The 24,405-nt window shown below is 62.1% G+C and carries 24 protein-coding genes; 9 read left to right on the top strand and 15 right to left on the bottom strand.

Annotated features, from left to right (window positions below; genetic code table 11):
* Positions 1-8 precede the first annotated feature (8 nt).
* The 6 genes from H4V99_RS07735 to H4V99_RS07710 form a co-directional block, all read right to left on the bottom strand.
* Positions 9-2,246, bottom strand: a complete 2,238-nt coding sequence (locus tag H4V99_RS07735) for a UvrD-helicase domain-containing protein (RefSeq protein WP_280677029.1) — start codon at positions 2,244-2,246, stop codon at positions 9-11.
* Positions 2,247-2,308: 62 nt separating this feature from the next.
* A complete protein-coding gene (locus H4V99_RS07730; protein ID WP_280677027.1) occupies positions 2,309-3,286 on the bottom strand; it encodes a magnesium transporter CorA family protein in 978 nt (325 codons plus the stop codon).
* A 36-nt stretch (positions 3,287-3,322) separates the two neighbouring features.
* The gene (locus H4V99_RS07725) at positions 3,323-4,330 is read right to left on the bottom strand and encodes a 2-oxoglutarate and iron-dependent oxygenase domain-containing protein (RefSeq protein WP_280677025.1); all 1,008 of its coding nucleotides are present in this window, start codon (positions 4,328-4,330) and stop codon (positions 3,323-3,325) included.
* Positions 4,327-7,737 carry an SbcC/MukB-like Walker B domain-containing protein gene (locus tag H4V99_RS07720; RefSeq protein ID WP_280677023.1) on the bottom strand — a complete coding sequence of 1,137 codons (3,411 nt, stop codon included), beginning with the start codon at positions 7,735-7,737 and terminating at the stop codon, positions 4,327-4,329. The genes H4V99_RS07725 and H4V99_RS07720 overlap by 4 nt, the downstream gene beginning before the upstream one ends.
* Complete coding sequence (locus H4V99_RS07715; protein ID WP_280677020.1) at positions 7,734-8,477, bottom strand: DUF4194 domain-containing protein; 744 nt, start codon at positions 8,475-8,477, stop codon at positions 7,734-7,736. The genes H4V99_RS07720 and H4V99_RS07715 overlap by 4 nt, the downstream gene beginning before the upstream one ends.
* Positions 8,470-9,984, bottom strand: a complete 1,515-nt coding sequence (locus H4V99_RS07710) for a DUF3375 domain-containing protein (RefSeq protein WP_280677018.1) — start codon at positions 9,982-9,984, stop codon at positions 8,470-8,472. Before H4V99_RS07710 ends, H4V99_RS07715 begins: the two co-directional genes overlap by 8 nt.
* 85 nt (positions 9,985-10,069) lie before the next feature.
* Here H4V99_RS07710 and H4V99_RS07705 point away from each other — a divergent pair, with 85 nt between their 5' ends.
* Positions 10,070-10,891, top strand: a complete 822-nt coding sequence (locus tag H4V99_RS07705; protein WP_280677016.1) for an alpha/beta hydrolase — start codon at positions 10,070-10,072, stop codon at positions 10,889-10,891.
* A gap of 11 nt (positions 10,892-10,902) precedes the next feature.
* A complete protein-coding gene (locus H4V99_RS07700; protein WP_280677014.1) occupies positions 10,903-11,211 on the top strand; it encodes a hypothetical protein in 309 nt (102 codons plus the stop codon).
* Between the two features lie 40 nt (positions 11,212-11,251).
* On the opposite strand, the gene H4V99_RS07695 is transcribed toward H4V99_RS07700, so the two are convergent.
* Together H4V99_RS07695 and H4V99_RS07690 are read right to left on the bottom strand one after the other, a co-directional pair.
* A complete protein-coding gene (locus H4V99_RS07695) occupies positions 11,252-11,779 on the bottom strand; it encodes a hypothetical protein (RefSeq protein ID WP_280677012.1) in 528 nt (175 codons plus the stop codon).
* A 267-nt stretch (positions 11,780-12,046) separates the two neighbouring features.
* Complete coding sequence (locus H4V99_RS07690; RefSeq protein WP_280677010.1) at positions 12,047-12,373, bottom strand: antibiotic biosynthesis monooxygenase; 327 nt, start codon at positions 12,371-12,373, stop codon at positions 12,047-12,049.
* Positions 12,374-12,497: 124 nt separating this feature from the next.
* Here H4V99_RS07690 and H4V99_RS07685 point away from each other — a divergent pair, with 124 nt between their 5' ends.
* The gene (locus tag H4V99_RS07685; RefSeq protein WP_280677008.1) at positions 12,498-13,118 is read left to right on the top strand and encodes a histidine phosphatase family protein; all 621 of its coding nucleotides are present in this window, start codon (positions 12,498-12,500) and stop codon (positions 13,116-13,118) included.
* 25 nt (positions 13,119-13,143) lie between these two features.
* Here the strand turns inward: H4V99_RS07685 and H4V99_RS07680 are convergent, their stop codons facing one another.
* Positions 13,144-13,497 (bottom strand): MmcQ/YjbR family DNA-binding protein, encoded by a 354-nt coding sequence (locus tag H4V99_RS07680; protein ID WP_280677006.1) that lies wholly within the window; start codon positions 13,495-13,497, stop codon positions 13,144-13,146.
* A gap of 30 nt (positions 13,498-13,527) precedes the next feature.
* Positions 13,528-14,526, bottom strand: a complete 999-nt coding sequence (locus H4V99_RS07675; RefSeq protein ID WP_280677004.1) for an LLM class flavin-dependent oxidoreductase — start codon at positions 14,524-14,526, stop codon at positions 13,528-13,530.
* Positions 14,527-14,657: 131 nt separating this feature from the next.
* Between H4V99_RS07675 and H4V99_RS07670 the strand changes: the two genes are divergently transcribed.
* The 5 genes from H4V99_RS07670 to H4V99_RS07650 all read left to right on the top strand — a co-directional run bounded on the left by H4V99_RS07670 (position 14,658) and on the right by H4V99_RS07650 (position 19,027).
* A complete protein-coding gene (locus H4V99_RS07670) occupies positions 14,658-14,984 on the top strand; it encodes a PLD nuclease N-terminal domain-containing protein (protein WP_280677003.1) in 327 nt (108 codons plus the stop codon).
* Positions 14,985-15,083: 99 nt separating this feature from the next.
* Complete coding sequence (locus H4V99_RS07665) at positions 15,084-15,581, top strand: 2'-5' RNA ligase family protein (protein WP_280677002.1); 498 nt, start codon at positions 15,084-15,086, stop codon at positions 15,579-15,581.
* Between the two features lie 98 nt (positions 15,582-15,679).
* A complete protein-coding gene (locus tag H4V99_RS07660; RefSeq protein WP_280677001.1) occupies positions 15,680-17,143 on the top strand; it encodes a cellulose binding domain-containing protein in 1,464 nt (487 codons plus the stop codon).
* Positions 17,144-17,243: 100 nt separating this feature from the next.
* Positions 17,244-18,218, top strand: a complete 975-nt coding sequence (locus H4V99_RS07655) for an IS481 family transposase (protein WP_280676999.1) — start codon at positions 17,244-17,246, stop codon at positions 18,216-18,218.
* Between the two features lie 146 nt (positions 18,219-18,364).
* On the top strand, positions 18,365-19,027 hold the full coding sequence (locus H4V99_RS07650) for a nucleoside/nucleotide kinase family protein (protein ID WP_280676997.1): 663 nt from the start codon (positions 18,365-18,367) through the stop codon (positions 19,025-19,027).
* 94 nt (positions 19,028-19,121) lie between these two features.
* Here H4V99_RS07650 and H4V99_RS07645 read toward each other — a convergent pair whose 3' ends face one another.
* Both H4V99_RS07645 and H4V99_RS07640 read right to left on the bottom strand, forming a co-directional pair.
* Positions 19,122-19,439 carry a 2TM domain-containing protein gene (locus tag H4V99_RS07645; protein WP_280676995.1) on the bottom strand — a complete coding sequence of 106 codons (318 nt, stop codon included), beginning with the start codon at positions 19,437-19,439 and terminating at the stop codon, positions 19,122-19,124.
* Between the two features lie 71 nt (positions 19,440-19,510).
* Positions 19,511-20,041, bottom strand: a complete 531-nt coding sequence (locus tag H4V99_RS07640; protein ID WP_280676993.1) for a hypothetical protein — start codon at positions 20,039-20,041, stop codon at positions 19,511-19,513.
* A gap of 87 nt (positions 20,042-20,128) precedes the next feature.
* Here H4V99_RS07640 and H4V99_RS07635 point away from each other — a divergent pair, with 87 nt between their 5' ends.
* Complete coding sequence (locus H4V99_RS07635) at positions 20,129-20,623, top strand: histidine phosphatase family protein (RefSeq protein WP_280676991.1); 495 nt, start codon at positions 20,129-20,131, stop codon at positions 20,621-20,623.
* 17 nt (positions 20,624-20,640) lie between these two features.
* Here the strand turns inward: H4V99_RS07635 and H4V99_RS07630 are convergent, their stop codons facing one another.
* The 3 genes from H4V99_RS07630 to H4V99_RS07620 form a co-directional block, all read right to left on the bottom strand.
* On the bottom strand, positions 20,641-22,329 hold the full coding sequence (locus H4V99_RS07630) for a long-chain-fatty-acid--CoA ligase (protein WP_280676989.1): 1,689 nt from the start codon (positions 22,327-22,329) through the stop codon (positions 20,641-20,643).
* An 89-nt stretch (positions 22,330-22,418) separates the two neighbouring features.
* Entirely contained in the window at positions 22,419-23,771 is a 1,353-nt protein-coding gene (locus tag H4V99_RS07625; protein WP_280676987.1) for an HNH endonuclease signature motif containing protein, read from the bottom strand.
* 41 nt (positions 23,772-23,812) lie between these two features.
* Positions 23,813-24,304, bottom strand: a complete 492-nt coding sequence (locus tag H4V99_RS07620; RefSeq protein WP_280676985.1) for a hypothetical protein — start codon at positions 24,302-24,304, stop codon at positions 23,813-23,815.
* Positions 24,305-24,405: the final 101 nt, after the last annotated feature.

The raw sequence follows: 24,405 nt of genomic DNA, 5'->3' as shown, positions 1-24,405 counted from the left end.
GTTGGCGATCAGCTGACAAACCCGCGCGGCACGGGTCCATCCGTCACGATGTACAGCCGCTGAGTTGCTCGGGTCATGGCAACGTACAGCGCACCCACCCCACGCTCGGAGGCAGCAATCACGGCCATCGGGTCCACGATGATGACCGCATCAAATTCCAGTCCCTTCACGTCCTGTGGGGTGAGCAGAGCAATCTCCCGGGTGAGACCGAGCGCACCACGTCCGAGCAGGGTGCCGAACTCTGCGGTGAGGTCGACCTCCACGGCCGCGATCTGCTCCTCGACCACAATGATGGCCAGCGTCCCCTCGCGCTCCAGCAGACGGTCCCGGCGCACAGCATCGGATAGATCGGTGACGGTTTCCACCGGCCACTCGCTCGCCCGGACCGTGCGCGACGGCGTGATGTGCAGACCATTGGCCAGCGCCACGCGCTCGGCAAGCTGTGCAATTTGGCTCGGCGTGCGGTAGTTGACGGTGAGTTCTTCGAGGCGCCAACGCCCCTCTTCGAGAGATCCCTGCAACACGGGTGTGAGCGCCTGCTTCCAGCTCGTGGATGCGGCGGCAGACGCCGCCTGGGCAATATCACCAACGATGGTGAACGAGCGTCGCGGCCCGCGACGCAGCAGGAGTCGCCACTGCATGGGCGACAGTTCCTGCGCCTCGTCTACGACCACGTGCCCGTAGGTCCAGGTGCGGTCCCGCCCAGCCCGTTCGGCGGTTGTGGCATGGTCGCCCAACTCGGCGAAACTATCGGCGAGGGCGGTGGCGTTCACCAGACCCTTGACCTGCATGTTTTCAATGGCCGATTCCGCGTTTTCAATGTCGCGCTGGCGCTGCTCTGTGGCGGCGCGTTTCGCGGCCTGATCCACCACGTTGTATTCGCCCAGGAGCTCGGCCGCCTCGTCGAGCAGGGGAACGTCGGCAATGGTGAAATCCGCATCGCGCGAACGACGGAGAAGCGCCCGCTGCTCATCGGACCAGGTCGGGGTGAGCTCGGCCAGCCACTGCGGACGTGCGAACAGGTCCTGCACGAGTTTTTGCGGGGTGAGCGGCAGCCAGGCTGTGTTCAGGGCCACCCGCACGTCATCCGCCAGACGCAGGTCCTCACGCAACATGGGGAGGTCGGTGTCATCCATCGACCGACCCTGGCGCACCAGCTGAGCCAGCCACTCGCGGGCCAGGGCTCCGAGGGCGGACTTGGCAAAGGTGACTCGAGCTTCGTTGTGTGGTTTGCCGCCGGACTGTGCCCGGGCAATTGCGTTCGCGATGAGTTGCGGGTGCAGGGTGAGGCGATCCCCGTTAACCGTGAGGGTGTGAGGTTGGGCCGGCACGCGCTGGCGTGAGCGCACGGCGCGCGCCACAACATCCGCCATGAAGGTTTGGCCCTTCAACTCGGCGACCGCCGGGATGTCTTCACGGGTGGCCTCGACGCCCGAGAAGAGTTGACCCACCGACGCGAGCACGACACCGGTCTCGCCGAGGGACGGAAGAACGGCTTCGATGTACTGCAGGAACGAGCGGGAGGGACCCACGATGAGAACACCGGAGTCTCGCAACCGGTCGCGATGGGTATAGAGCAGGTAGGCGGCACGGTGGAGGGCGACGGCGGTCTTGCCCGTCCCCGGTCCACCCTGCACGACCAGCACTCCGGGCAGTGGCGCGCGAATGATGGCATCCTGCTCGGCCTGGATGGTCGAGACGATGTCGGTCATCTTGCCGGTGCGCTGTGCGGTGAGGGCGGCGAGGAGAGCGCCCTCACCCTGGTGCAGATGTTCGCCGCCTTCCTGCAGGAGGCTGGCATCGAGAACGTCGTCTTCGATGCGGATGATGGTACGGCCTCGTGACAGCAGGTGACGGCGGGAGCGGGCGCCGAGCGGGGTGGCGGCCGTGGCTTGATAAAACGCACTCGCCTGGGGCACGCGCCAGTCGAGAAGGAGCGGATGCTGGTTCTCGTCCCGAAGACCCACACGTCCGATATAGCGGAACACCGGCTCACCGGTCACCTCGTCGGGTGCCGTTTCCAGTCGTCCAAAGGCCAGTCGATCATCAACCTCGCGGAGCTGCCCAATTCTGTCCTCGTACAGTCGAGCGAAGTTGTCGCGCTCGGACCGTGCCTGGTGGTTACCACCGACATCGAGTCGTCTAACCGCGATCAGTTGCTGCTCGGCCTCACGCGCCAGGGCATCCAACCGAGCGTAGAGCGTTGTGACATAGTCCTGTTCACGCGCAAGCTCGTGGTCGATCACTCAAACTCCCCTAAACCGAAAGCTCTAGTTTAGTCGCGTCACACGAAGCCCGTCCTGCAGGGTCAGATCCAGTCGTTGCGCCGGAAGAGAACGTAGAGCAGGCCCGAGAGACCGACGATCAGGGCAACCGACATGACAAAACCAGATGCTGCACCGAAACCCGGATAGGGGATGTTCTGGCCGTAAAACCCGGTGACGGCGGTGGGGACAGCGATGATCGCCGCGTATCCGGTGACCTTTTTCGTGATCACGTTCAGTCGGTTCCCCTGAATCGCGAGGTTCGCTTCCAGGATGCTCGTGGCCAGGTCCCGCAGGCTGTCCGTCCACTCCATCACGCGCAGCACATGGTCGTACACGTCTTGAAAGTACGGGCCCATGTCATCAAGTTGCAGGTGCAGGTCCCGCCGCAGCAGGGTGTTGACAACCTCGCGCATGGGCAGAATCACCCGTCGCAACACCACCAGGCTCTTGCGCAACTCGAAGGAGCGGCGTTGCACGGTATCCTGCTTCGCTTTCGGTTCGAAGAGAAGGTTCTCGAGTTCCTCGATCTCCTGATCGAGCGCTTCGACGGCCTCAAAATATCCATCCACCAGAACGTCCAGCAGACCGTGCAGCAAAAACGCGACGCCGTTCTTGGCAAGGTCAGGAGAGGCATCCCACCGCTCCACGATCGAGTCCGGGTCGAAGGCTTCGTCCTTGTGCACGGTCACGAGGGCGTGTTCCGTGACAAAGGCCGCAATCTCCGACGTTGTCACGCGGGCAGATGCTGGTTCGAAGGTCACGGCATAGGCGGACAGAAAAAGATGGTCGGGATACCGATCCAACTTGGGTCGCTGCTTCAGTGTGATGGCGTCTTCGACCGCCAGCTCGTGCAACCCGAGCTCCCGCGTAAGGAGATCCAGATCCTCTCGACTGGGTTCGCAGAGGTCAACCCAGACCACAGAGCCGGCGACAGCGAGATGCTCCGAGACATCAGCTAGAGAAAAATTCTCGGCTTCGAGGACACCGTTACGGTAACAGCGGGTTAGTGGAGTGCGCACACTTCAGTAAACCAGCACTGACCCGTCACACTGCGTTTAGAGGTCGGAGTGGTGAATGGCGGCCACATCGGGGTGAGCCCGCAGCCGGCTCTTCAAGGCGTTCTCCCCGTAGGTGGTGAAGATGGGGTTCTCGGGATCAACCGTGATACCGGGTGCGTGCAGGGTGTCCGGCAGCTCGAGCAGGGGAATCGTGGCGTCCAGTGCGGGGCCGAAGAAGAAGGGAATGGAGATGCGGTCCTCGCCGATCAGCGGGGAAATGACCCGGTGCACGGTAGCCTTCAGGTAGCCGTCGGTAGCGACCTCGAGCAACTCGCCAATGTTCACCACGAACGCACCGTCGAGCGGCGGAGCGTCGATCCAGTCGCCGTCCTTCTCCACCTGCAGGCCATCCTTGCCCGGCTCAACAAACAGCAGCGTGAGCACGCCGGAGTCCTTGTGTGCGCCGACACCCTGCTGCGGTTCGGGGTCGGACTTACCGGGGTAGCGCACAATCTTGATCAGGGTGAAGGGCTTGTCGGCGAAAGCCTCATCAAAAATGTGCTCATCCGCACCGAGGGACAGCGCCCAGGCCTGCATCAGTCGCAGGGCAACCGAGTTGAGCTCGTCACGCCACTGGGTCATGACCTCCTGCAGCTCGGGCAGAGCGGAGGGCCACTGGTTGGGGCCTTCGAGACGCATGAAGTCGGGGGTACTGGCATCGCGCGGCACCGCGTCGCGCTCCGGACCGATGTCGATCTGTTCGCGCCAATCGACGACGCCCTTCGTGAGCTCACCGCCCACCCGGGTGTATCCGCGAAAATGCGGGCTCTGCAGGTTCTCGATTGCCATCTTGTCAGCCTCGGGAAGGGCGAAGAACGCCCGGGAGGTGGCCATGACCCGCTCGATGAGGTGGGCCGGGACCCCGTGTCCGGTCAGGTAGAAGAAACCGTAGTTGTGGGTGGCTTCACGCAGGTCAACCCGAAACGCTTCCGCGTCCGAGTCACTCCCCGCCAAACGGGAGAGGTCAAGCACAGGCAGGGACACGGTTGTTGCGGCGCTGGTCATATATCCATCATTGCACTCTCGGTCGGGGCCGGACTCCCCACCGGCTGAGCGTTGACCAGGGGCGTAATGTACGAGAACCCAGTGGCAGTGTTCTTTGTCATCGACAGCACCAGATCCATGTGCGGCTCAAGAGCGGTCACCTTGTCGAGTGGTGCACCCACAATCAGCTGAAAACCGAGGCCTTTCCAGGCCGCAACGGCTCGACCAGCGAACTCCGAATCCGACTTCACGAAGCCCTCATCCAGGAAGACCGGCGCAAAGCGCGGCCGGGTTCGGCTCTCATCGCCCAGCTGAAAACGCAGCGCCGCCCCGACGACGAACGCGACCAGTTCCTGAGACTCACCACCGCTCTTCCCGCCGAGCGACGAGTAGGTGCTCACTTCCTGACCATCGGGCGTGATGCGAACGGCGGTGATGTCCACATGCCTGCGAACATCGAGCAGCAGATCCCGGGAAGAGTCCTGACGACTCTCCCCTTCGGCCCGGCGGATACGGTGCATGAACGCCTGAAGCCGTGTGAACCGGGTTTCGGTCTGCTCCTCACTGAACTCCTCCGTGGCGCCCGAGGACAGCGCGGTGAGCTCCTGACGGAACGACACCACGTCATTCGGATGCAGGCGGCGCAGCGAAATCTTCAGGCGGTCCCGGCCGGCTCCAAACGGCAGAGTGGTCAGGATGTCGTTGATGGGTCGAAGCCGATCTTCGATCTCCTCGATGGCGCTCGAGAACGCACCGGCCAGCGGTACCAGGTCCTGACCGCTCCACGCCGCGAGTCGTCTTTTCCACTCTTGACGCCGTTCATGAAGACCCAGGGTATAGACGGCATCGAGAATGTCTCGATAGCCCGTGAACGATTCCATCGACACACCGATATTCGGGTCTGGCCACCGGCTTTGGAACGTCTCAAAGATACGCACGAGGGAATCCTGCGCGCGCATGGCGTTGGCACGATCAAGAGCTGACTGGGCGATCAGTCCGTCCCGCAGGCGCTTCACCCCGGCCGGGTACCCGGTCAGGTCGGACTGGTCGCAGACGAGTGCAAACTGCGCATCCAGGTGTTCTGAATGTTCCGTGAGCAGGGTGACGGAGTCCTCGCGTTCGATCCGGTCGAGAGCATCGCTCACCCGGTCCTGCGCGTCCACGAGGCTCGCCTGCTCGGCCGCCAACAGGTCAGTCCGAAGCTGCGTTGCGTACTTCACCGCCTGCACGTCATCAAGCTCGGTCGTGAGGGTGTCCTCATCGTCTTTCAGGGCACGGAGCACGTCGCTGGCTGCGAGCATCCGCTCATATTCCAGTGTTTTCGCCGTGATCCGAGCCTCGGCAGCCTCGACGTCGATCGATTCCCAGACGGTATCCAGAACGATCTGCTGGGCGGCGGTGTCGTGGCGGAGGTCGGTGATGCGGCGTCCAATGTCCGCTGCTTCCTGGGCGATCCGATCCGCCGTCACGCGCTGGCTGGCAAGTTCCCTGGTGATGTCGTCCAGCCGCGTGCGGTTGGAGAACCCGATGATCGATTTCTGATCGGCATTCCAGCCGTGGGCGCCGCGGGCACCGTTTCGAGTCTGACCGGTCTGTGTCACACGCGCGCCGTCACCCGCAAGTTCTGCGGCCGTCAGCACGCACAGGGCGTCGAGGGATGAGCTCTGCACCCGTGAGCGGACCCAACCGCTGAATGGTGAATCCTTGAACACCAGCTTGCCGGACACGAAACGGGGATCCCCCGGCACAACGGTGAACTCCTCACGGGCCACACCTTCAAAGTGGATGCGCATGGGCAGGTGCAGCGGATCGATCGCTTCGCTCAACGCCGTAAGCTGCGTCTCATCCACGAGCAGCACGCGAATCACGGGGGCGAGGGTGACCTCGGCGGCATGCCGCCAGTCATTTTCACCCGGTGCGAGGTCGATGAGCTCCGCTATGAACGGAAGCTCCTCAACCGGGATTCCACTGGCCTCGGCGATCATGACCCGGGCATTGTGGAGGTGTTGCGGCACCAGGCTGGCTCGCCCGGTGAGGAACGCACGCTCCTGCGTGAGCGCCCGCAGGTGTTCCTCCACGGGATAGGCCGTCTTGTGGAGTGCGTCTCGCTGCTGATCGAGGGTGTGCTCCACCTGCGCGCTCTCGCTCACAAAACGTTGCGCCTCGCTCTGCGCCTGTTCCAGCTCCGACAGCGAGCGGATGCCAGTGGCCAGGCCCGGCACACGCTCGTCGAACCGGGCACGCTCACCGACAACATCGTCGCGCTTGTCGCTGAGTCTCGTGCGGTCGTTCTCAAGTCCCACGAGGGCGTCACCACCGTTGTCCCGTTGCCGGTGCTGAATCTGACCGACTCGGGTCCTCAGCTCGGTCTCGGTGTCCCGGGTGCGCGTGAACACGGCCAGGTTCTCGCGGCGCTCCACACGGTTCGCGTCGGCTGCGGCTTCCAGGAGGACACGTTCGGTCTGCAGCATCCACAGCACGAACGGGGTGTCACCCGTGCGCTGTACGCCAAACGTGTCAATAAGGTTCGCTGTGGCCGCGGCCGTTTCGTAGTCACGATAGAGGTCGGGGAGCCGTTCCAGAACCTTGGCCTTCTGCGCCTCGGTGACCATGGCACCGTAGGAACGCTCCAGGTCTTCGAAGTGGTCAACAGCTTTGTCGGCCGCGGCGAAGGTCGTCGGCTGCTCGAGCACCATCGACTTGTAGAGGCCGTCGACGGTCTTCACCTGCTGGCCGGCCTGAATCCGGGCGAGCAGTCGCAGCGCCTTGCCGCCCTCGCCGTTCGCGCCGATGCCCAGTCGGGTATAGAGGGTTTGTGCGAAAGCCGCGTAGGTGTCAGACACGTCGAGGGTGGGGAACCGTGATTTCAGGGCGCGCTTGTCAAAGCGAGATTCGGTGACGTCGGCCAGATCGCGCAGGTCAAGGTGTCCGTCGAGTGTGGCCATTTTCATGGAGATGTCGGCAAACCGGCTTGACCCCCGTGGCAGAAAATAGGTGCGTAGTACCGTGAAGCGTCGCGCGTTGTCGTCGATGAACGTCATGGCCACGGCGCCCCACGTGGACGAATCTGCACCGCGCAACACCTGATCGTGCAGCGCTCCCGTGGCCGCTTCACGGGTGGAGTCGGTTTTTCCTTTGAGGTAGGTCATGAGGTTGCGTTGGTCCACGCTTCTGGCCCGACCGGATCCAGCGTCGTTCGATGCACCGTTGAAGGGAGTATCGGAGGGCATCATGAGAGCCAGGTAAGCGTCGAGCAGACTGCTCTTGCCGGTGCCCGAGGCACCGGAGACCAGCGTCGCCGTGGGCGCGAAGGTGATCTCGTGGTGGCCGTGGAAGCCGCCCCAGTTCACCATTTGAAAGGAATCGGCACGCCACTGCGTGGTGCCCTCGGTTGATCCGTCGATGTAGAACAGTGCGGAATCGCTCACGAGATACTTTCCAGTTCCAGTTCGTCGGCGTCTCTGTGCACATCGGGGCTGTCTCCGTCGCTCGGCACTTCCGCGGCGTTGCTCGTCACGAGCCAGTCGAGAAGTTCCGCGAGGCGTTCCAAGGGCAAAAGAACCTCGATCACCGCCGAAATTCGAAAGCGGTCCGGGTCGCTGGTTTTCAGGAGCACTCGCGCTTTGGCCAGGCTGTCGACGGCCGCCGTCGCCTTCCGGGCATCGCCCGACAGGTCAGTGGCGTTTTCCGGTCGAAACCGTGCCACATTTTGCACCAGGTTGTCCCGGTCCACAATCACCAGGTCCTGACCGTTCGCTCGCTCGCTGCGAAAACGCTGGCGCAGCAGTACGAGGAGAACCGTCTCTTCCCGCGAATACGCCACGTCATGCAAAAGGGTGGGAAAACGATCTCCACCCTCGGAAACGGCTTGGCGCTTGAACGCGACCTCGTAGTGCAGGTCAATATGCAGGTCAAGGAATACATCATTCAATCGTGACTTGAGCAGGGTCTGCGACGCGAGCAGGGTGCGCCACTCCACCGGCTGCAGGGCCGCGGAGATATACCGGTGCTTCATCAGGAGCACCAGCGTCTTGCGCTGCTGAATGGTGAGGCCGCCCTCGTCTCCTTCAAAGAGGGAAAAGTTCTCCGCTGCGCTCGGCGCAGAGTCGTTGGGAGCTACATCGTCGGTAGCTACGCCGTCGGCGTCATCGGTCCAGGTGTCAGTCATGATCAGGTCCAGAGTTCAGGGCTGCCAATGCAGCCGTGTCGTGCGCGTTCAAAACTATGCGGGGAACGAGGAAGGAGCGCACGGTACCGTCGGGGCGTACGGTCTCGAAGGTTTCAACATCCGCTATCGGCTGTACGGCGCCAATCTGCGTGGCCATTTGCAGCAGTCCCATGATTTCCACGGGGCGGCGGAGTGCGGTGGAGAGAGCGTTGAAGGTCTCCCCCACGGATGCTCCGGTGCCGGCTCCGAGAGCAACGGTCGAGGCCGCGACGAGTGCCAGTCGCAGTTCCTCGAGCAGGGGGCCACCCTGGGTGCGCATCTCATCCAGACTGGCCGGCTGCGGTGCATCGTGGGACACGTCCTCCAGCGCGGGCGGTGCGAGGTGGGCTCCGGGGTCGAAGAAGCGTTCCCGGAGATACTCAACATTCAGAGTTCCCGGCATCAGTTCAGCGGTCACCGTGGACCGAGACCCGGCCGTCTCCATCCAGGTGGCGAGTTCCTTATTGATCTCCCGCAGCACACGTTCGAGCTCCCGGTCCTTGACAACGTCATGGTTCACAATGTGTTCGCGCAGGGTGGTCGTGAGGCCGTTTCTTTGGGTGAGGACGTCGTCCACTCCCTTGCGGATGAGGCTCACGGTGCCCATAAAGCTCCGCCGTTCGTCGCTGCTCAGCTCGAGAGCGAAGGGGTGGAGCAGGATCGTTTCGAGGTCGCTCTTCAGTTCCTGAAGCAGGGCATCGTTGCGCAGCAGAGTAAACGCACCCTCAAAGGCGCGACCCTCTGCCGTGGACGACATGAGGGCATCCGTTTTCGATAAATAGTCGTCGAGGACCTCGCTGATGGGGCGTTCTTCGGCACGAAAATCATTCACAATCTGGCGGTGCATTCCCGCCACGGACTCTTCCACACGCTTGAAATCACTGGGAAGCTGGCTGATGAGGTCCACGAGGTTGGCGTACCCCTCGTGCATCTGCTCCGCGGAGGTGTCGGCAATGTCGCCGCCGTTCGCAATGCGGTTGCGTTCGCTCTGTTTTTCGGCAATTTCCTGGTCGAGGCGCTGCAGGCGTTGCTGGCGATCGGGGTTGGCCTGCGTGGCACGGTGGCGCACGGTGTCGACGATGGTGGTGAGTCGGGACTCACTGATGAGGGCTCGGTCTCGGGACAGGCTGGCGACGAGCAGGAGCGCTTCCAGGGCGTGGGAGGTCAGGGAGTATTGCTCCTCACCGTTCTCTCCGGTTTCGCGGTAGAGCCACTGGTCGTTCATCCACTGCACGCAGAGGGCGCGCCCGTTCTTGCCGGGTACTTCGCTTCCCACGGAGCGGAGGTCCGCGAGATAGGCATCGACCTGCACATGGAGAAGGTCGGTCTGGACACTGCGTCTGTCACGGCTGAACGATGACGTGAAGACGGCGAGAACGAATGGCGCCCATTTGCGGTCGAGAAGTTGGAGGGTCGGTTTATCAAAGGCTTCACGCACTCGCGCGAGTTCGCTCGCAATATCGTTCACTCCATCATTCCCTTCAGGACCTCATCAACCGTAGTCCAGCGCACACGGTTGGTCTGTGCCGGTGGCCGTGGTCAAATAGATTCTGATGCACACGCCCGCCGCTCCCCCGCCCCAGTTCGTTCACGCCGCCGATGGTACCCAACTGGCCACCTATGAATTCGGTGACTCGAACAACCCATCCGTTTTTCTCCTACACGGCTTCGCGTCCAGTGCGATGGCCAACTGGCACAAGACCGGTTGGGTGCGCGATCTCGTTCGCGCCGGTTACCATCTGATCGCTCTCGATCAGCGCGGTCACGGGGCCAGTGACAAGCCGTTGACAGCGGCGAGCTTCGCCATGAGCACGCTCGTCGATGACGTGTTGAGGGTATTGGACGCGCACCTCATCAGTGAGGTCTCCTTCGTGGGCTATTCCCTCGGCGCCCGGGTGGGCTGGCTGGCGGCCCATGACCATCCCGATCGCATCAGCCGAGCCGTTCTCGGTGGAATTCCCGATGGCGATCCGCTGAAACGCTTTGACATAGCGGATGCTCGCGCTCACATTGAGCATGGAGTCACCGTGACTGACCGGTTGACCGGGTTCTTCCTCAGCATGGCGAAGGCACTGCCCGAGAACAATCTCACCTCACTCGTGGCACTTGTTGAGGGGCTCCGTAACGGCGAGCAACCCAGCGCTGCGAACGCTCCGATCCAGCCGGTCATGTTTGCGACGGGCAGTGACGACCCTATTCTGGACGCCTCGCGGGCTCTCGCCGCCGTCACTCCACAGGGAACATTCTTCGAAATCCCGGGTCGAAATCATTTCAATGCACCGACATCCCGTGACTTTCGAGATGCCGCTCGAACGTTTCTCGCCGCGGACCTGTCGCACAGCTCACCGTGTGAGACTGAGACAGACGATTCATGAGGGAGAAACACGTGAACGACCCCCGAGCAAATATGGATGGCAATAACCTGTTCAACATGGGTTCACCCCGCGCAGACTGGTCCAAGACTCCGGGGAGGCTTCCGGGGTTCTGGTTGTCGCTGGCTGGCTTTGTGCTTGCTGTCGTTTTCCCGCTGCCCTCCCTCATCGTCGCGGTCATTGGACTGGCCTATTCGACCCAGGCTCTTCGGGCAATTCCCGCTCGGGCCCGTGGGCGCGGTCTCGTGCTCGCCTCGATCGCACTGGTGGCGGTGTCGATCGCCCTGGTTCTGGGTCGCACCATTCTGTCCGTCTTCCTCTAGCGGGTAACCGCGCGCAGGAGACAGCGGTCGGGCGCATGTCCTACGCTCCGCCGGGTCTTTCGGTCAGCGTCCAGCCGGTTTCAAAGTGGGCACAGTCGCCGTCCTGCAGGGGGCTCACGTCTGAGAGGGCACAGGCCTGGAGGACTTCGGCCTCTACTGCCCGAACGCCGTCCACGCTGAAGAGCCAGACGCGGGTCGTTGTCGGCAGCGCTGGCGCATCAGTCGTCGACGGGTCCGTAGCGCTCTCATCAGCCGCAGCATCGGTTGTGCACACCTGCACGACAACGGTCAGGCCCGCCTGCAGGGCATCGACTGCATGCTTCGCGGCTGTGTGATCGGCGATCCTGAGCTGTCCCGCTGCATCGAGAGAGACCTCGATACTGATCGGGGACCCACCCCAGCTATCGAAACTCAGAACGGCTCGACCCGTGAATCCGGCGGGAAGAAGGCACCGGACCCAGTGCTGAATGTCCTGCGGAGCTCGGTCACCGCTATCGCCACTGTCGCCGAACGGGGACGGGGACGGCGTTGCAGTGGAACCGTGAAAAGCGGCCTGAGCCCGGCTCATGAGCCGGCCCACACCACAGCTGTGTGAACTCTCCTGCCCGTGCCACCCAACCGGACTCACGATGTGCGGCCGTCAGACTCGGCACATGTACAGATTGCAGCCATCTGTGTTTCCTCCCCCAAGGTGAACTGCGAACACTTTGAGCGTAGGCCCCACGACCTGCTGAGGGAAGTATCCGGTCAGATGGGGCGTTCGCCGCGGGGGTGTTCCGGCATCGTTGCCCACCAGTATCGGCGGTCACCCGACACCGCTCACGTGGAATGTGGGTCAGACGGTGCTGCCACCAGCGATCTCGTAGGACCACAGCTCACTACTCACACCCGCTGGGCGAGCGGCAGGTTCACCATCAACCGGCTTCTCGCTGCGGTGACCGTGGCTGAAAGCGGGCGATGACAGCCAGGTCTGGAAGGATTCTTCGTCGGCCCACCGGGTGAGGACCAGCCAGGTGCTGCGGTCGTCGGTGGGCTTGAGCAGCTCAAAACCTTCAAAGCCGGGTTGATCGTCCACGGCGCCGGCTCGAGCAGCGAAGCGGTGCGCCAGTTCATCGCCGCTACCGTCAGCAACGGTGATCGCGTTGATTTTGATGATCGTCATAGGAATTCTGCTCTCTGTCGGAGGTCTCGTCTGATCCATCGTTGCAGCCCGGGCTGCGAATCCGGCCTGTGCCGCCACGTAATCCCCTGATCTTCCCAGCGTTGGTCTCTAGGCTGGGGCCACCATGCGACTCATTCTCATTCGACACGGCCAGACTCCCGCAAATGTGCTCGGACTGCTCGACACTGCACATCCGGGTCCCGGACTTACCGCGCTGGGCATAACGCAGGCGCAAGCTATTCCAGATATCCTGCGTGGCCAGTCGATTGACGCCATCTTCGCGTCGACGCTCGTGCGTACCCAGCTGACTGCCGAGCCACTGGCGACGGAGCGTGGTTTGACCGTGCAGACGATGCTCGGAGTGCATGAGATTGAAGCGGGCAATCTTGAGGGACTCAGCGATCGCGCATCCGTTCACACATACCTCGAGACCATGTTTGCCTGGGTTCAGGGCGATCGCACAACGGCAATGCCGGGTGCGGCTGATGGCCACGCCTTCGTGGATCGCTTCGACGCGGACATTGCTCACATTGCAACGACGGCGCAGACGGCTGTCGTCGTCAGTCACGGTGCAGCGATTCGCGTGTGGACGGGCATGCGTGCCGGCAATATCGAGCCTCGGTTTACCGAGCACAACCCTCTCGACAACACGGGGGTTGTCGAGCTGACCGGTTCACCGGAGCAGGGCTGGACTCTGGTGTCGTGGGCCGGAACGCCGGTGAGTGACGCACTCAACAGCCTGTAGTTCCGCCCGGGGTTACCGACTGGAATTACCGACTGGCCGGGGCCCGCGGGATTTTGGGCCGGACCAGGGCGTGGCTGTCCCGGAGGAGCTGTTCAATCAGGGAAACCTCGATGTCGCTGTCCAACACAATGGTGATCCAGTGCTTTTTGTTGAGGTGGTATCCCGGAGTGATCTGACCGGGAAATTCATCCCGGAGGGCACGGCCCTCCTCGGGGTCACACTTCAGTGACACCGTAAACGGCTCGCCCGCGAGTGCGGACAGGGCAAAAATCTTTCCGTTGGCGGTGGTCTTGAAGACGCTCGTTTCCGGGCCAAAGGGGAACGTCTCGTCGGTTTGCGGCAAGCTCAGACAGAACTCGACCAGGTCATCGGGGGTCATGTTACGACGCGTCGTCCGGGGGTCACGAGATCACACGAGGGAACCGGACATCGCCTCAGCGGTGAGGGCAACCGAGCGGAGACGGTCCTCGATCTCGGTGGACTGGTGAGCCAGGATGAGCTCGTCTGCCTGGGTCGATGCCGCGAAGTCCTGCAGGAACATGCGCACGTCGGAGGGGGTGCCCACGGCGGAATAGCGCATCATGTTTGCGGTCTGGGCACCCTGCGCTGTGGTCAGGAAGGTGTCGATTTGGTCGTCCGTGTACTCCGGGGATGCCGGTCCGCGGGCGATCATGCCGCGCACGCGAGCGCGACGAATTGTCACGAACTGCTGTGCGGCATCCGCTGCATCGTCGGCGGCGATCACATTGGCCGCCACCATCACATAGGGGGCGGAAAGCTGTGTCGAGGGGGTGAAATCCCGACGATAAATGGCAATGGCTTCGTAGAGCGAGTCCGGTGCGAAGTGGGACGCGAACGTGAACGGAAGACCCAGGGCGGCTGCCAGCTGAGCTCCAAACAGTGAGGATCCCAGAATATGCAGCGGAACGTTGGTGCCGGCGCCCGGTATCGCTCGAACGCCGGGGATGATCGACTCATTACCGAGGTAGGCCTGCAGTTCCATGACGTCCTGCGGGAACTGGTCGCTCGCCCGGGGATCACGTCGCATGGCGCGAGCCGTGGTCTGGTCGCTGCCGGGTGCGCGGCCAAGTCCGAGGTCGATGCGGTTGGGGTAGAGCTCGGCGAGCGTGCCAAACTGTTCCGCAATGGCGAGTGGCGAGTGGTTGGGAAGCATGATGCCGCCAGCTCCCAAGCGGATGCTCGTGGTCTGTTCCGCAACATGGCCGATCAGGACCGCCGGGGCCGAGGACGCAATCGTGGGCATATTGTGGTGTTCCGCGTACCACACACGCAGATAACCGTGCTTTTCGGCTGTCTGCGCGAGGGCGACGCTCGCTGCAAAGCTCTGCCCGATGGTGTGTCCAGGCGTAATCGGTGCAAGGTCGTGGATAGACAGCGGGATCATCATGCAGAGTGCAACCACCTCACTCGCAAATCGTTACCCGAATCAGCAGAAGAGTTCCCGTCATTGATGTCCGGGAGTATCGTTCGTGTCAGCAATACCACCGGTTCACGCCACTTCGGAAGGAACGCAGGCGCATGCCACCACAAGAAAGCGGCACATCTCAGGGCAAGATGACTCACAGCGCTCTCGCACCGGTAGAACACGTAACGGCGATCGTGGCACCTGGCGGCACGGGTCACACCCGGAGAAAGCACGGAACGTCCTGGAGCGATCTCACTTCCCAGCAGCAGATGCGCATCAGAATTGGAGCTGCCGTGCAGTTCCTTCTGGCCAGTGCTGCGTGGTTCGATCTTGCCCGACGCCCGGCACGACTGGTTCGGGGAAAGAAATCGGTGTGGGCTCTGATCATCGGTGTGAATTTCGTGGGGCCGATCGCTTACTTTGTGCGCGGTCGTCGGTAGCGTCGGGGTCGTCGGTGCGCAGCAGCAGGCGGTGCCGTCGGTGACAGTAGGGATCACGATCATCCGCTCTGCTCGCCACTGCCCGTCTACACTCATCAGGTGCAGCGTCTGGTAATTGTTCTCCCCCTGGTACCCATTCGGGTCGGTGACCGCTGGCCCGTGACAGAGTGGCCGCTGCACATCACAGTGCTGGCACCGTTTGACACGGACGCCGATAGTGCGCGCATTGCGGAGCAGATCGGGGCGGCGATAACAGGGTGCACCGCTCTTCATGCCACGGTCGGTGACAGTCATCTGTTTGGGCGACGTCAAGACGTACCGGTGTCGGTCATCGTGCCTAATGAACCGTTAGCGCTGCTCCATGAGCAGGTCGTCGCGGCAGTCCGGCCGTTGGGGTGCAACCCCGGGGAACCGGCCTTCACGGCATCCGAATTCACACCTCATATTACGTTCAAGAACCATGGGCGTAGATACCCCGGCGATACTGTCGTCCTCACTCAGCTTGCCGTGGTGGATATGGTGCCGCGTTCTTCGCCTCTGGGGCGCACGGTTCTGGCGACGGTCTCACTCACGGGCAACCACCGGGTCGCGACCTGACCCTGTTGCGGTTTGTGTGACAGAGACAGAGAATGACAGAGACGACCAGGTCGGTTGACCTCACAACCTCACCCTCCAGCCAAGGACACAGAGTGCACATGCCAAGAATTCCTGGCGGTTGCCCGCTCACGATAACCGTGATCGCGTCGGTTCTTTTTGCGCTCGGGCTGGGCACGGTGAGTGGACTGCCTGCTGCTGCGGTCACGACCCCAGCGGGGGTTGCTGTCACGTGGACAAACACCAACGTGTGGACAACGGGCTTCCAATCAGATGTGGCACTGCGAAACACCTCAACCAGCACTCTGAACCCGTGGCAGGTGGCTTTCACTTACGCTCACACCGTGAACACTCTGTGGAATGGGGTGTTGATACCGTCGGTGGGCGGCTTCGCTGTGCGGGCACCCACCTGGTCACGGTCTCTAGCTCCGGGGGCTTCCACGTCCTTCGGGCTGACATCACGCAAAGGTGTGTCCACCTCCTTAGTCCCCATCTCCTGTCGCGTCATCGGTCTTCCCGCCGGCAGTGCTCCCATCCCCTGCTCCGTGAACGGTGTCGCTGCGCCGCTTCCCACCGCAACACCAACACCCACACCCACACCCACACCTGTTCCGAGTCCGTCTTGGACGCCACTTCCGCCCGCCAGCGGGCTTCTCGTAGCCCCCTACGTTGATCTGGGTCTCTGGCCCACTGCTGATTTGTCGGCTTTTGCAGCCACCACGGGTGTGAAGGCTCTGACGGGTTCGTTTATTGTGGCCGACCGGTCCAGTTCGTGCAGTCCCACCTGGGCCGGATACACGGAATACGCTGTGGGCACGTCGAGTGATTTCCGTCCCAACATCACTGCTTTCCAGAGTGGTGGAGGACAGTTCATCGCTTCGTTCGGCGGTTCCCTCAATAATGAACTCGCTCGGGTCTGCACAAACCCCTCCACACTGCTCAGTGCCTACACAAAAGTGGTGACGAGGTTCAATCTCAGCCGGATTGACTTCGACATTGAGGGAACGGATGTCTCTGACTCGGTTTCTAACCAGCGGCGTGCCGCTGCTGTGGCTGCGCTTCAAGTGCAGCGGGCGGCGGCGGGGCATCCGCTTCAGGTGTCGTTGACCCTACCCGTGATGCCGTCCGGTCTGGTGGCGAGTGGTGTGCGCACGGTGAGCGAGTTTGCTGCTGCTGGTGTGCGGCTCTCTGCTGTCAATGTGATGGCCATGGACTATGGCGATGGAACGCGAATGATGGGCACTGCGGCGATCGCTGCTGCTCAGGCGACGGCCACGCAGCTCGGCACGATTCCAACTTATGCGGGTCTCACCAGTGCGCAGCGTCTGTCGCTGGTGGGTCTCACACCAATGATCGGTCAGAATGATGTGCCGGGAGAAATCTTTACGCCAACCGATGCCACTCTGGTGGGACAGTTCGCCACAACACATTCCCTTGCGAGTCTCGGTTGGTGGGAGATGACTCGCGACCAACCGTGTACGTCAGCTACGCCGAGTTACATGTGCTCGGGTGTGACGAGTGCGCAGTGGACCTTCTCCCGTGCTTTTGTGGCCACTACTCGCTAGGTGTACTGAGCCGAGAGGTTGGTGACAGTTCGGGGTTGAAAAAAGGAGAACCTCCGGTTTCAGTGGTGATGTCAAAGTCGCCACGAAAACGGAGGTTCTCATGCCCCACATTAATACCCGTTTGACCCTTCATGGGAGGGCCTTACTGATTGACAGAGTGATCAATGACGGGCGCCCTGTCTCGCACGTCGCTAAAGAGCTCGGCATCTCGCGTCAATGCGCTCACCGCTGGATTAACCGGCACCACGCTGAGGGCACCGCGGGGCTCCTGAACCGCTCGTCCCGGCCACACCATTGCCCGACGAAGACCAGTGCTCCGCAAGAAGCGAAAGTTGTTGTTGCCCGTCTCCTGGGGCGGAATGGGCCCCTGCGCATCGCGGCGGTGACGGGAGTGCCAGCACGGACCGTGTCGCGAATACTGACTCGCTACGACCTCCCACCCCTGTCGTGGCTGGACCCCGTCACCGGCGCGGTCATCCGATCTTCACGCGCCACCGCAGAACGCTACGAACGCGACCGGCCAGGCGAACTGGTACACATCGACGTGAAGAAACTCGGCTGCATCCCGAACGGTGGCGGGTGGCGCGCTGACCCCACCCAAAGTCCCAGCAATCATCGAAAGGGGTCTCGGCGCGTGGGATTTGACTACGTCCACGCGGTCATCGACGATCACTCCCGCCTCGCCTACGCCGAAATCCAGCCCGACGAGAAGGGCATCACCGCTGCTGGTGTCCTCGAACGTGCCGCAGCCTTCTTCGCGGCAAACGGCATCCCCCAGATTGAACGCGTCATCTCTGACAACGCCTTCGCTTACCGAAACTCGACCGCATTCAAAGAAGCCGTCGCGAAGATCGGGGCCGTGCAACGCTTCATCAAACCGCACTGCCCCTGGACGAACGGGAAAGTCGAACGACTGAACCGCACCCTCGCCACCGAATGGGCCTACGCCCGCAAATACACCAGCAACCACGAACGCGCCCAAGCCCTTGCGCCCTGGCTCAACTTCTACAACACTGAACGCATCCACACTGGAATCGGACAGACACCGCTCAGCCGAGTGTCACCAACCTCATGACTCAGTACAGCTAGGGTCCTGTTCTCAGCGCTCGTGCGCTGGCGCTAGGGTAACGGGTATTGCCCACCCTGTTTGGGGTTGTGCAGATGATCCGAGCTGGAGCGATGCCATGCTCGGAATAGGTCATCAACAGAGGAGGTCTGGCTATGACTGACAGCACAGCGCGTCCGTTCTCCCTCGACGAGCTTGTGGCGCGGGCCAGCACACTGGCGGTAGCGGGTCAACGACGCATTCTCGGTATCACGGGGGCACCGGGGGCTGGCAAGTCCACGGTGGCTGCCCTGGTGGTTGCGGCTCTCGGACCGAATGTCGCGACCCTCGTGCCGATGGACGGATTCCACCTCTCGAACACCGAGTTAGCTCGTTTGGGACGTCAGAATCGCAAGGGTGCCCATGACACCTTTGACGATGTCGGTTTCGCGATGCTGCTGAAACTTCTGCGAAGCCAGGATGCCACATCGGGTGGGCGTGCGAGTCTCACGGTCTACGCTCCCGAATTCCGTCGTGATCTCGAGGAGTCGGTCGGGTCGGCTCTTCCCGTGTGGGCCACAACGCCTCTGGTCGTGACCGAAGGAAACTATCTTCTTCTGGATCGTGATTCCTGGCCTGATGCACGTGCGTCCATTGACGAGGTCTGGTATCTCGACCTTGCTGACGAGGTGCGACGGGAGCGGCTGGTCACACGGCATGAGTCGTTTGGAAAAACTCATTCCGAGGCAGAACTCTGGGCCTGGGGATCTGATCAGCGAAATGCACTCCTCGTCGAATCCACTCGTGATCGTGCAGATCTCCTGGTGCGCCTCACCTGACGTGTTGGTCTTTCTGCAGATTCGCTGGCGGAGAGGTGGACGCTGCAGCTGACACTGACACAGGCACAGGCACAGCACCGCTGGGGTCCGGTGGCTAGAGCGTGGGGTCGTCGCGATGCGGGGGATTTTGCGAAATCGGGTGTCCCGTCATCCGTTCAATCTCCGCATCCACGTCTGCTTCGGTGTGGTATCGACGGCCGGGTCCGTAAGCGTCGAGGCCCACGAAGAGGGCGGCAACTCCCATGCCAAAGATGGCCCAGACGGGCCAGAAGTACTCTCCGGGCGTTGCAATAAACCAGATGGCTGTCAACAGAAGCGAAACGGCACCCCACACTCCGATATAGCTCCAGAAACCTGAGCGTGCTTTCAGCCGTTTGCGAGCTTCTCGTCTGAGTTCCTCGTTGTCGTTCATGCCGCTCAGGTTACGCGCGTGAGGCGCTTCTGCCAACGGCTGAACGGCTCTCGTGCGCTGACGGGATACCGCTACCGCGCGGGCACGAGCAGTGTCTGGCGTGATCTCTCGGAGCTCGAGCTTGAGTCTGGGCCTGGGCCTGGGTCGACGTCGGGTTCGTCGGTGAAGGTGACGATCACGTTCACGGGTCCGCGGAGTGTGAAGCGTGACCGCACCTGAAACGGGACCGCTTCCTCGGGTGCAACGCTGTCACGGGGTGTGTCCATGCCGAAGATGCGGCGCTGGTCCAGGTCTGTGTAACCAGCCACCTGCACGTTGTAGGCCGGTTTCGATCCGGAATTGATCAGCATCCACTGGTTGCCACCGCCGGTACGGATCTGCCACGACACGGCTGCGGGTGTTGCCACGCCTCGGCGCAGCGAATGTGCTGGCTCAGCCGATACGGCGGCCAGTGTGGCGCGCTGCTGGGCATCAAGGGCTCGTCGATTGTTCAGAAGGGTGAGGTACCCAAATGTGGCGGCGACGGCCACGGTGAGGAATGCTGCAGCGACACCCCACCACTGTGCTTGGAGGTTGCTCAGTGCGATTTGCTCCGGAGTCATGATGGCATCGTAGTGGAGCTGTTGATCTCGGGTCGGGGGTTTGTCAGACTGTAAAGGAATGTGAATAAGAGAAAGGTGGGGTGTGCCATGCCGGTCAGCACATTGATTCTGGTGCGGCACGCCAAGTCGGACTGGTCAGGTACTGAGGCTGACATCGATCGGCCGCTGAATGATCGTGGTCGACAGCAGGCACCGCTCGTTGGGAAGTGGCTGAATCACCATCTGCCCGTCATTGATCGTGCTGTCGTCTCCCCCGCTGTCCGGGCTCAGACCACGTGGTCTCTGGCTGCCGAGGAACTGGCGATGCACCCGCCTGCGGTGACCGATGCTCGAATGTATGCTGCGTCGAGTATGCAACTTCTGGCTGTGATGCGCGGTTTGCCGAGCGATGCCTCGACTGTGGTTCTGATCGGGCATAACCCAGGAATCGAGGACGTCGTGGCGCTGCTCACGGGTCACTCGGTGCACATGAACACGTCGGCGTTGGCGGTCATTACGTTCGATGGTGGGTGGGACACTGTGTCAGAGGACGCGGGGAGGCTCGCCTTTTTTGGTCGACCTCCCCGCTCTGTGGGTCCCTGAATGGGTGCATCCGCTCGTTAGAGGGTGGGCAGGACCTGTTCCCGAACCTGTTTACGGAGGATTTTGCCGAGCATCGAGCGTGGGGTGTCGGTGATCTGGACGATGCGGCGTGGAATCTTGTAGGCGGCCAGATGTTCGCGGCAATGATCTCGAAGCTCAGCTTCGTTCAGCTTGGTGCGCGGGGCGAGTTCGACGGCGGCGATGACCATTTCACCTCCGCGTTCCAGCGGCTTACCGAAGACAGCAGCGTCGACGACGGAAGGATGGAGACGCAGCACGGCTTCCACTTCGGAGGGGGAAATGTTGAAACCACCGGTGATGATCAGTTCCTTGGCTCGGTCCACGATGGTGGTGAAGCCATCGGTGTCGACGGTCACGATGTCTCCGGTGCGAAGCCACCCCCCGGGTAGCAGGGTCTTCTGGGTCTCTTCGGGATTGTTCCAGTAGCCCTCGAATACCTGCGGGCCTTTGAGGAGTAACTCCCCCGGCTGTCCCGGTTGCACCTCAATGCTGGGGTCGTGAAGGTCGACCACGCGCATCAGGGTGGAGGGGAACGGCACACCGATGGTGCCGTTTCGACGTGTGGGGTGAAATGGGTTGCCGAGGGCGACCGGTGATGATTCGGTCATGCCGTAACCCTCCACGAGGAGCCCACCCGCGACCGATTCCCAGAGTTCCACCACGTGGTCGGGCAGGTTCATGGCGCCGGAAATGCAGTATTTGCATGAACGGAGGGAGATGCCTCGTTCCTGGGCTGCTCGCGCCGTGCGTTCGTAGATGGGTGGGACGGCGCAATACACCGTGGCTGGTGATTTCTTCATCGCATCCAGTACCAAATTCGGGTCAAATTTGGGAAAAAGCACCAGCAGACCCTGTTTGCGAATACCGAAGGTGAGGTAGAGGGTCATTCCAAAAGCATGGAACATGGGCAGGATGGCGTAGAAAATCTCTTTGCGGTATTCCGCTCCCTGCATCCACGCCTCACCCTGGAGGGCATTGGAATACAGGTTGAAGTGGGTGAGCATGGCGCCTTTGGGGCGTCCCGTTGTGCCGGAGGTGTATTGAATGGCGGCCAGGTCCACGACGGATGGACGTGGGTGCTCCGGATCAATGGAACCGTGGCTCAAGAGGGTCTTCCATGAAATGGTTCCTGTTGCGGGTCCGGTGAGTGCTTCTCGCGATTGACGCAGTTTCTTTACCGGCAGATGCAGGGCCAGACGCTTGAGTGTGGGGAATGCGTCGAGGAGGTTGACGGAGACGATGTGGTCGATCTCAATGTCGGCGGGGAATGCTTGCAGAGATGCGACGGACTTGTCCCAGGCGATAACGATACGGGCTTGATGGTCTTCGAACTGATGGCGCAGCTCTCGCGATGTGTACAGCGGGTTATGTTCGACAACTACGGCGCCAAGGCGAAGTACGGCGTAGAAAGCGACGACATGTTGTGGACAGTTCGGAAGGAGCACGGCTACGCGGTCGCCGGCTCGCACACCGAGTCCTCGGAGTCCTTCGGCTGCACGATCGATCTGGTCACCCAGCTCGGTATAGGTGGTGCGACGTCCAAAGAATTCCAGCGCTGGATGGTCGCCCGCCTCGGCAACGGAACGTTCCAGCATCGAGACGAGGGATTCGGTGGGCAGTTCAATTTCGGCAGGTACTCCCGGCTGATAGTTCGTGACCCAGGGTTGCTGATTCGTATGTACCATGGTTCTATCCTGCCTTGAACTGGGACCGAGCACGGCCCGACCGCGTGTCCAGAGAGGAACAATCGAACTGGTCACTATCTATCTATCGGTCAGTCCGTGCGGAAGGGTCCGGTTGGCGGGGATGCTGCGCGCTCTCCGCCGTAATCATTCAGGATGAGGGTGTTCTTGCTCGGCATTGCGATCAGACGTTGCTGGCTATCGAGGTCTGCGGGAGGTCGGAGCCAGTACTGACCGTCATGACAGAAGATCTGCCAGAGGTTGTTGTGCAGCAACAGGTGGTGAAATTTGCACAGACTGATCCCCTCGGCGAGGTCAGTTTTTCCGTTGTGTGCTTTCCAATGCTTGATGTGGTGCGCTTCCGTCCACGAGGGTGGGCGTGTGCATCCGGGCCAGCGACAGCCGCCGTCTCTCACGGCGAGGCCGACCCGTTGGCGAAGAGTGAAGAGGCGCAGATCGCGGCCTACGTTCACGCACTGCCCATTGTCCGAGAACATGATTCCCACGGTTCCGGTGTCACAGAGGTTGCGGTCAATCGTTTCCCACGAAACTGGTGCAGGGTTTCCCTCCAGGTGTCCGAAGCCGCTGCCAGTGGTGATGGTTTTGGCGGTGACCATTACGCGCACGGCTGGACGTCGGCCACCGAAGACACGGGCTGCCAGGCGTCCTTTCGGGTGGTCGTGGCCCAGTTCGTAATCGCGCGGGTCAGCACTTTCGGCTTCCCCAGCGAGGCGCAGCATCTGCACGAGGGCGTCGGCGGCAATCTGGTCGAGGGTGCGCGGGTCTTTGAGCAGGGTATCCGCCCAGGATGCCTGCTGCGGATCGACAAACCGCACTCCGGTGCGACGCGGACTGGTCGCGGTTTCGTAGGCCGACAGCACAAGTTCTCCGTCTTCGGGAGCAAGCAGAGCGCTGCTGCGGACCATGCCGTCTCGTTGACGCCAGACCTTCCAGTACCGCTGGTCACGGGCGACCTTTTCGCCCGCCGCGATACCTGCCTCGTTTAAGCGGTCGCGAAGGCGTCGTGCTCGCTTGAACAGCTGGTCTGCATTGAGTGCTGCCGCTTCCTGCAGGAGGAGCGTCAGCGTTTCACCGAGTCTGTTCGCTGTCACGAAGGAATCAATGCTCCCGAGGCCCGAGCGGATAGCCTCCGCCTTCGCAATGGAGAGCACCCCGGTGTTAACGGCATAACCGATGGGTGCTTGCCACGGAACGGTGACGAATGCTCGCCCGATATCGGGGTTGTCGATGGCTTCTTGCATAAGTTTTTCAGCGGCCTCTGTGTCGGCGAGCAGTGTGCCGACCGCGATGAGAGTGTTGGCCTCGCCGCGGGTAGAGCCGGTTACGTGCTGAACCATATCCTCGGGGTTCAGGAAGCCCTGCTTCGCTGCCAACCCGGAATGTCCGAGTTCCGGACGGGATCGGCGGGCAATCGTGGCGGCCATCCAGGCGGCACGCGTATCAATCAGGCGACGGGCATCCGCGATCAGCCGTTGCCCGCAATCGCAGCGGCGTCAGATAGCGCCTCAAAGTGCGCACTCGACGTGCCCAGAGCATTGACCTCGGCTACGACGCGGGCGAGTTCGTCGGCAACCGGTTCGCTGACCGTGCCGGCGGCTCCAGTGGAGGTGAGAGACGGAAGTGATCTCGGAGCCTGAGCCTGCGCCTGCGCCTGCGCCTGAGCCTGACTCTGTGCCTGAGTCGCAGGGCGGACACGACCCCCGCTCGATCCCGCGCCACCACGATTCGTGGCTCCCGGCCGCCGGCCGACCCGGGGCTGGTTCCATCCGAGTGACAGGTCCATGAGCCGGAGCAACATGAACAGCTGCGCCGGCGACGGTGCTCGCGCGGTTGCCCAGTGGCTGCACCCCGGTGTTCCACACCGGTCTCCGCCCATCGCGCCGACCGGTACGGTTACGCTCTGTGCCGCAACGCCCTGTGCCGCAACGCCCTGTGCCGCAACGCTCTGTAGGCTCATGCTCCGTTCACCTCCGTTCCGTGCACCGGCGTTCCTGCTCGACATCTCTGAGGGCACGTCCGTAACGGCGCTGGCAACATCCGCTACCTAAGCCGTTCTGG

Origin of the sequence: Cryobacterium sp. CG_9.6 (genome assembly GCF_029893365.1) — a bacterium.
Lineage (GTDB): Bacteria > Actinomycetota > Actinomycetes > Actinomycetales > Microbacteriaceae > Cryobacterium.
Note: the sequence above shows the minus strand (reverse complement) of the source record. Positions and strands in the feature narration are given on the sequence as shown.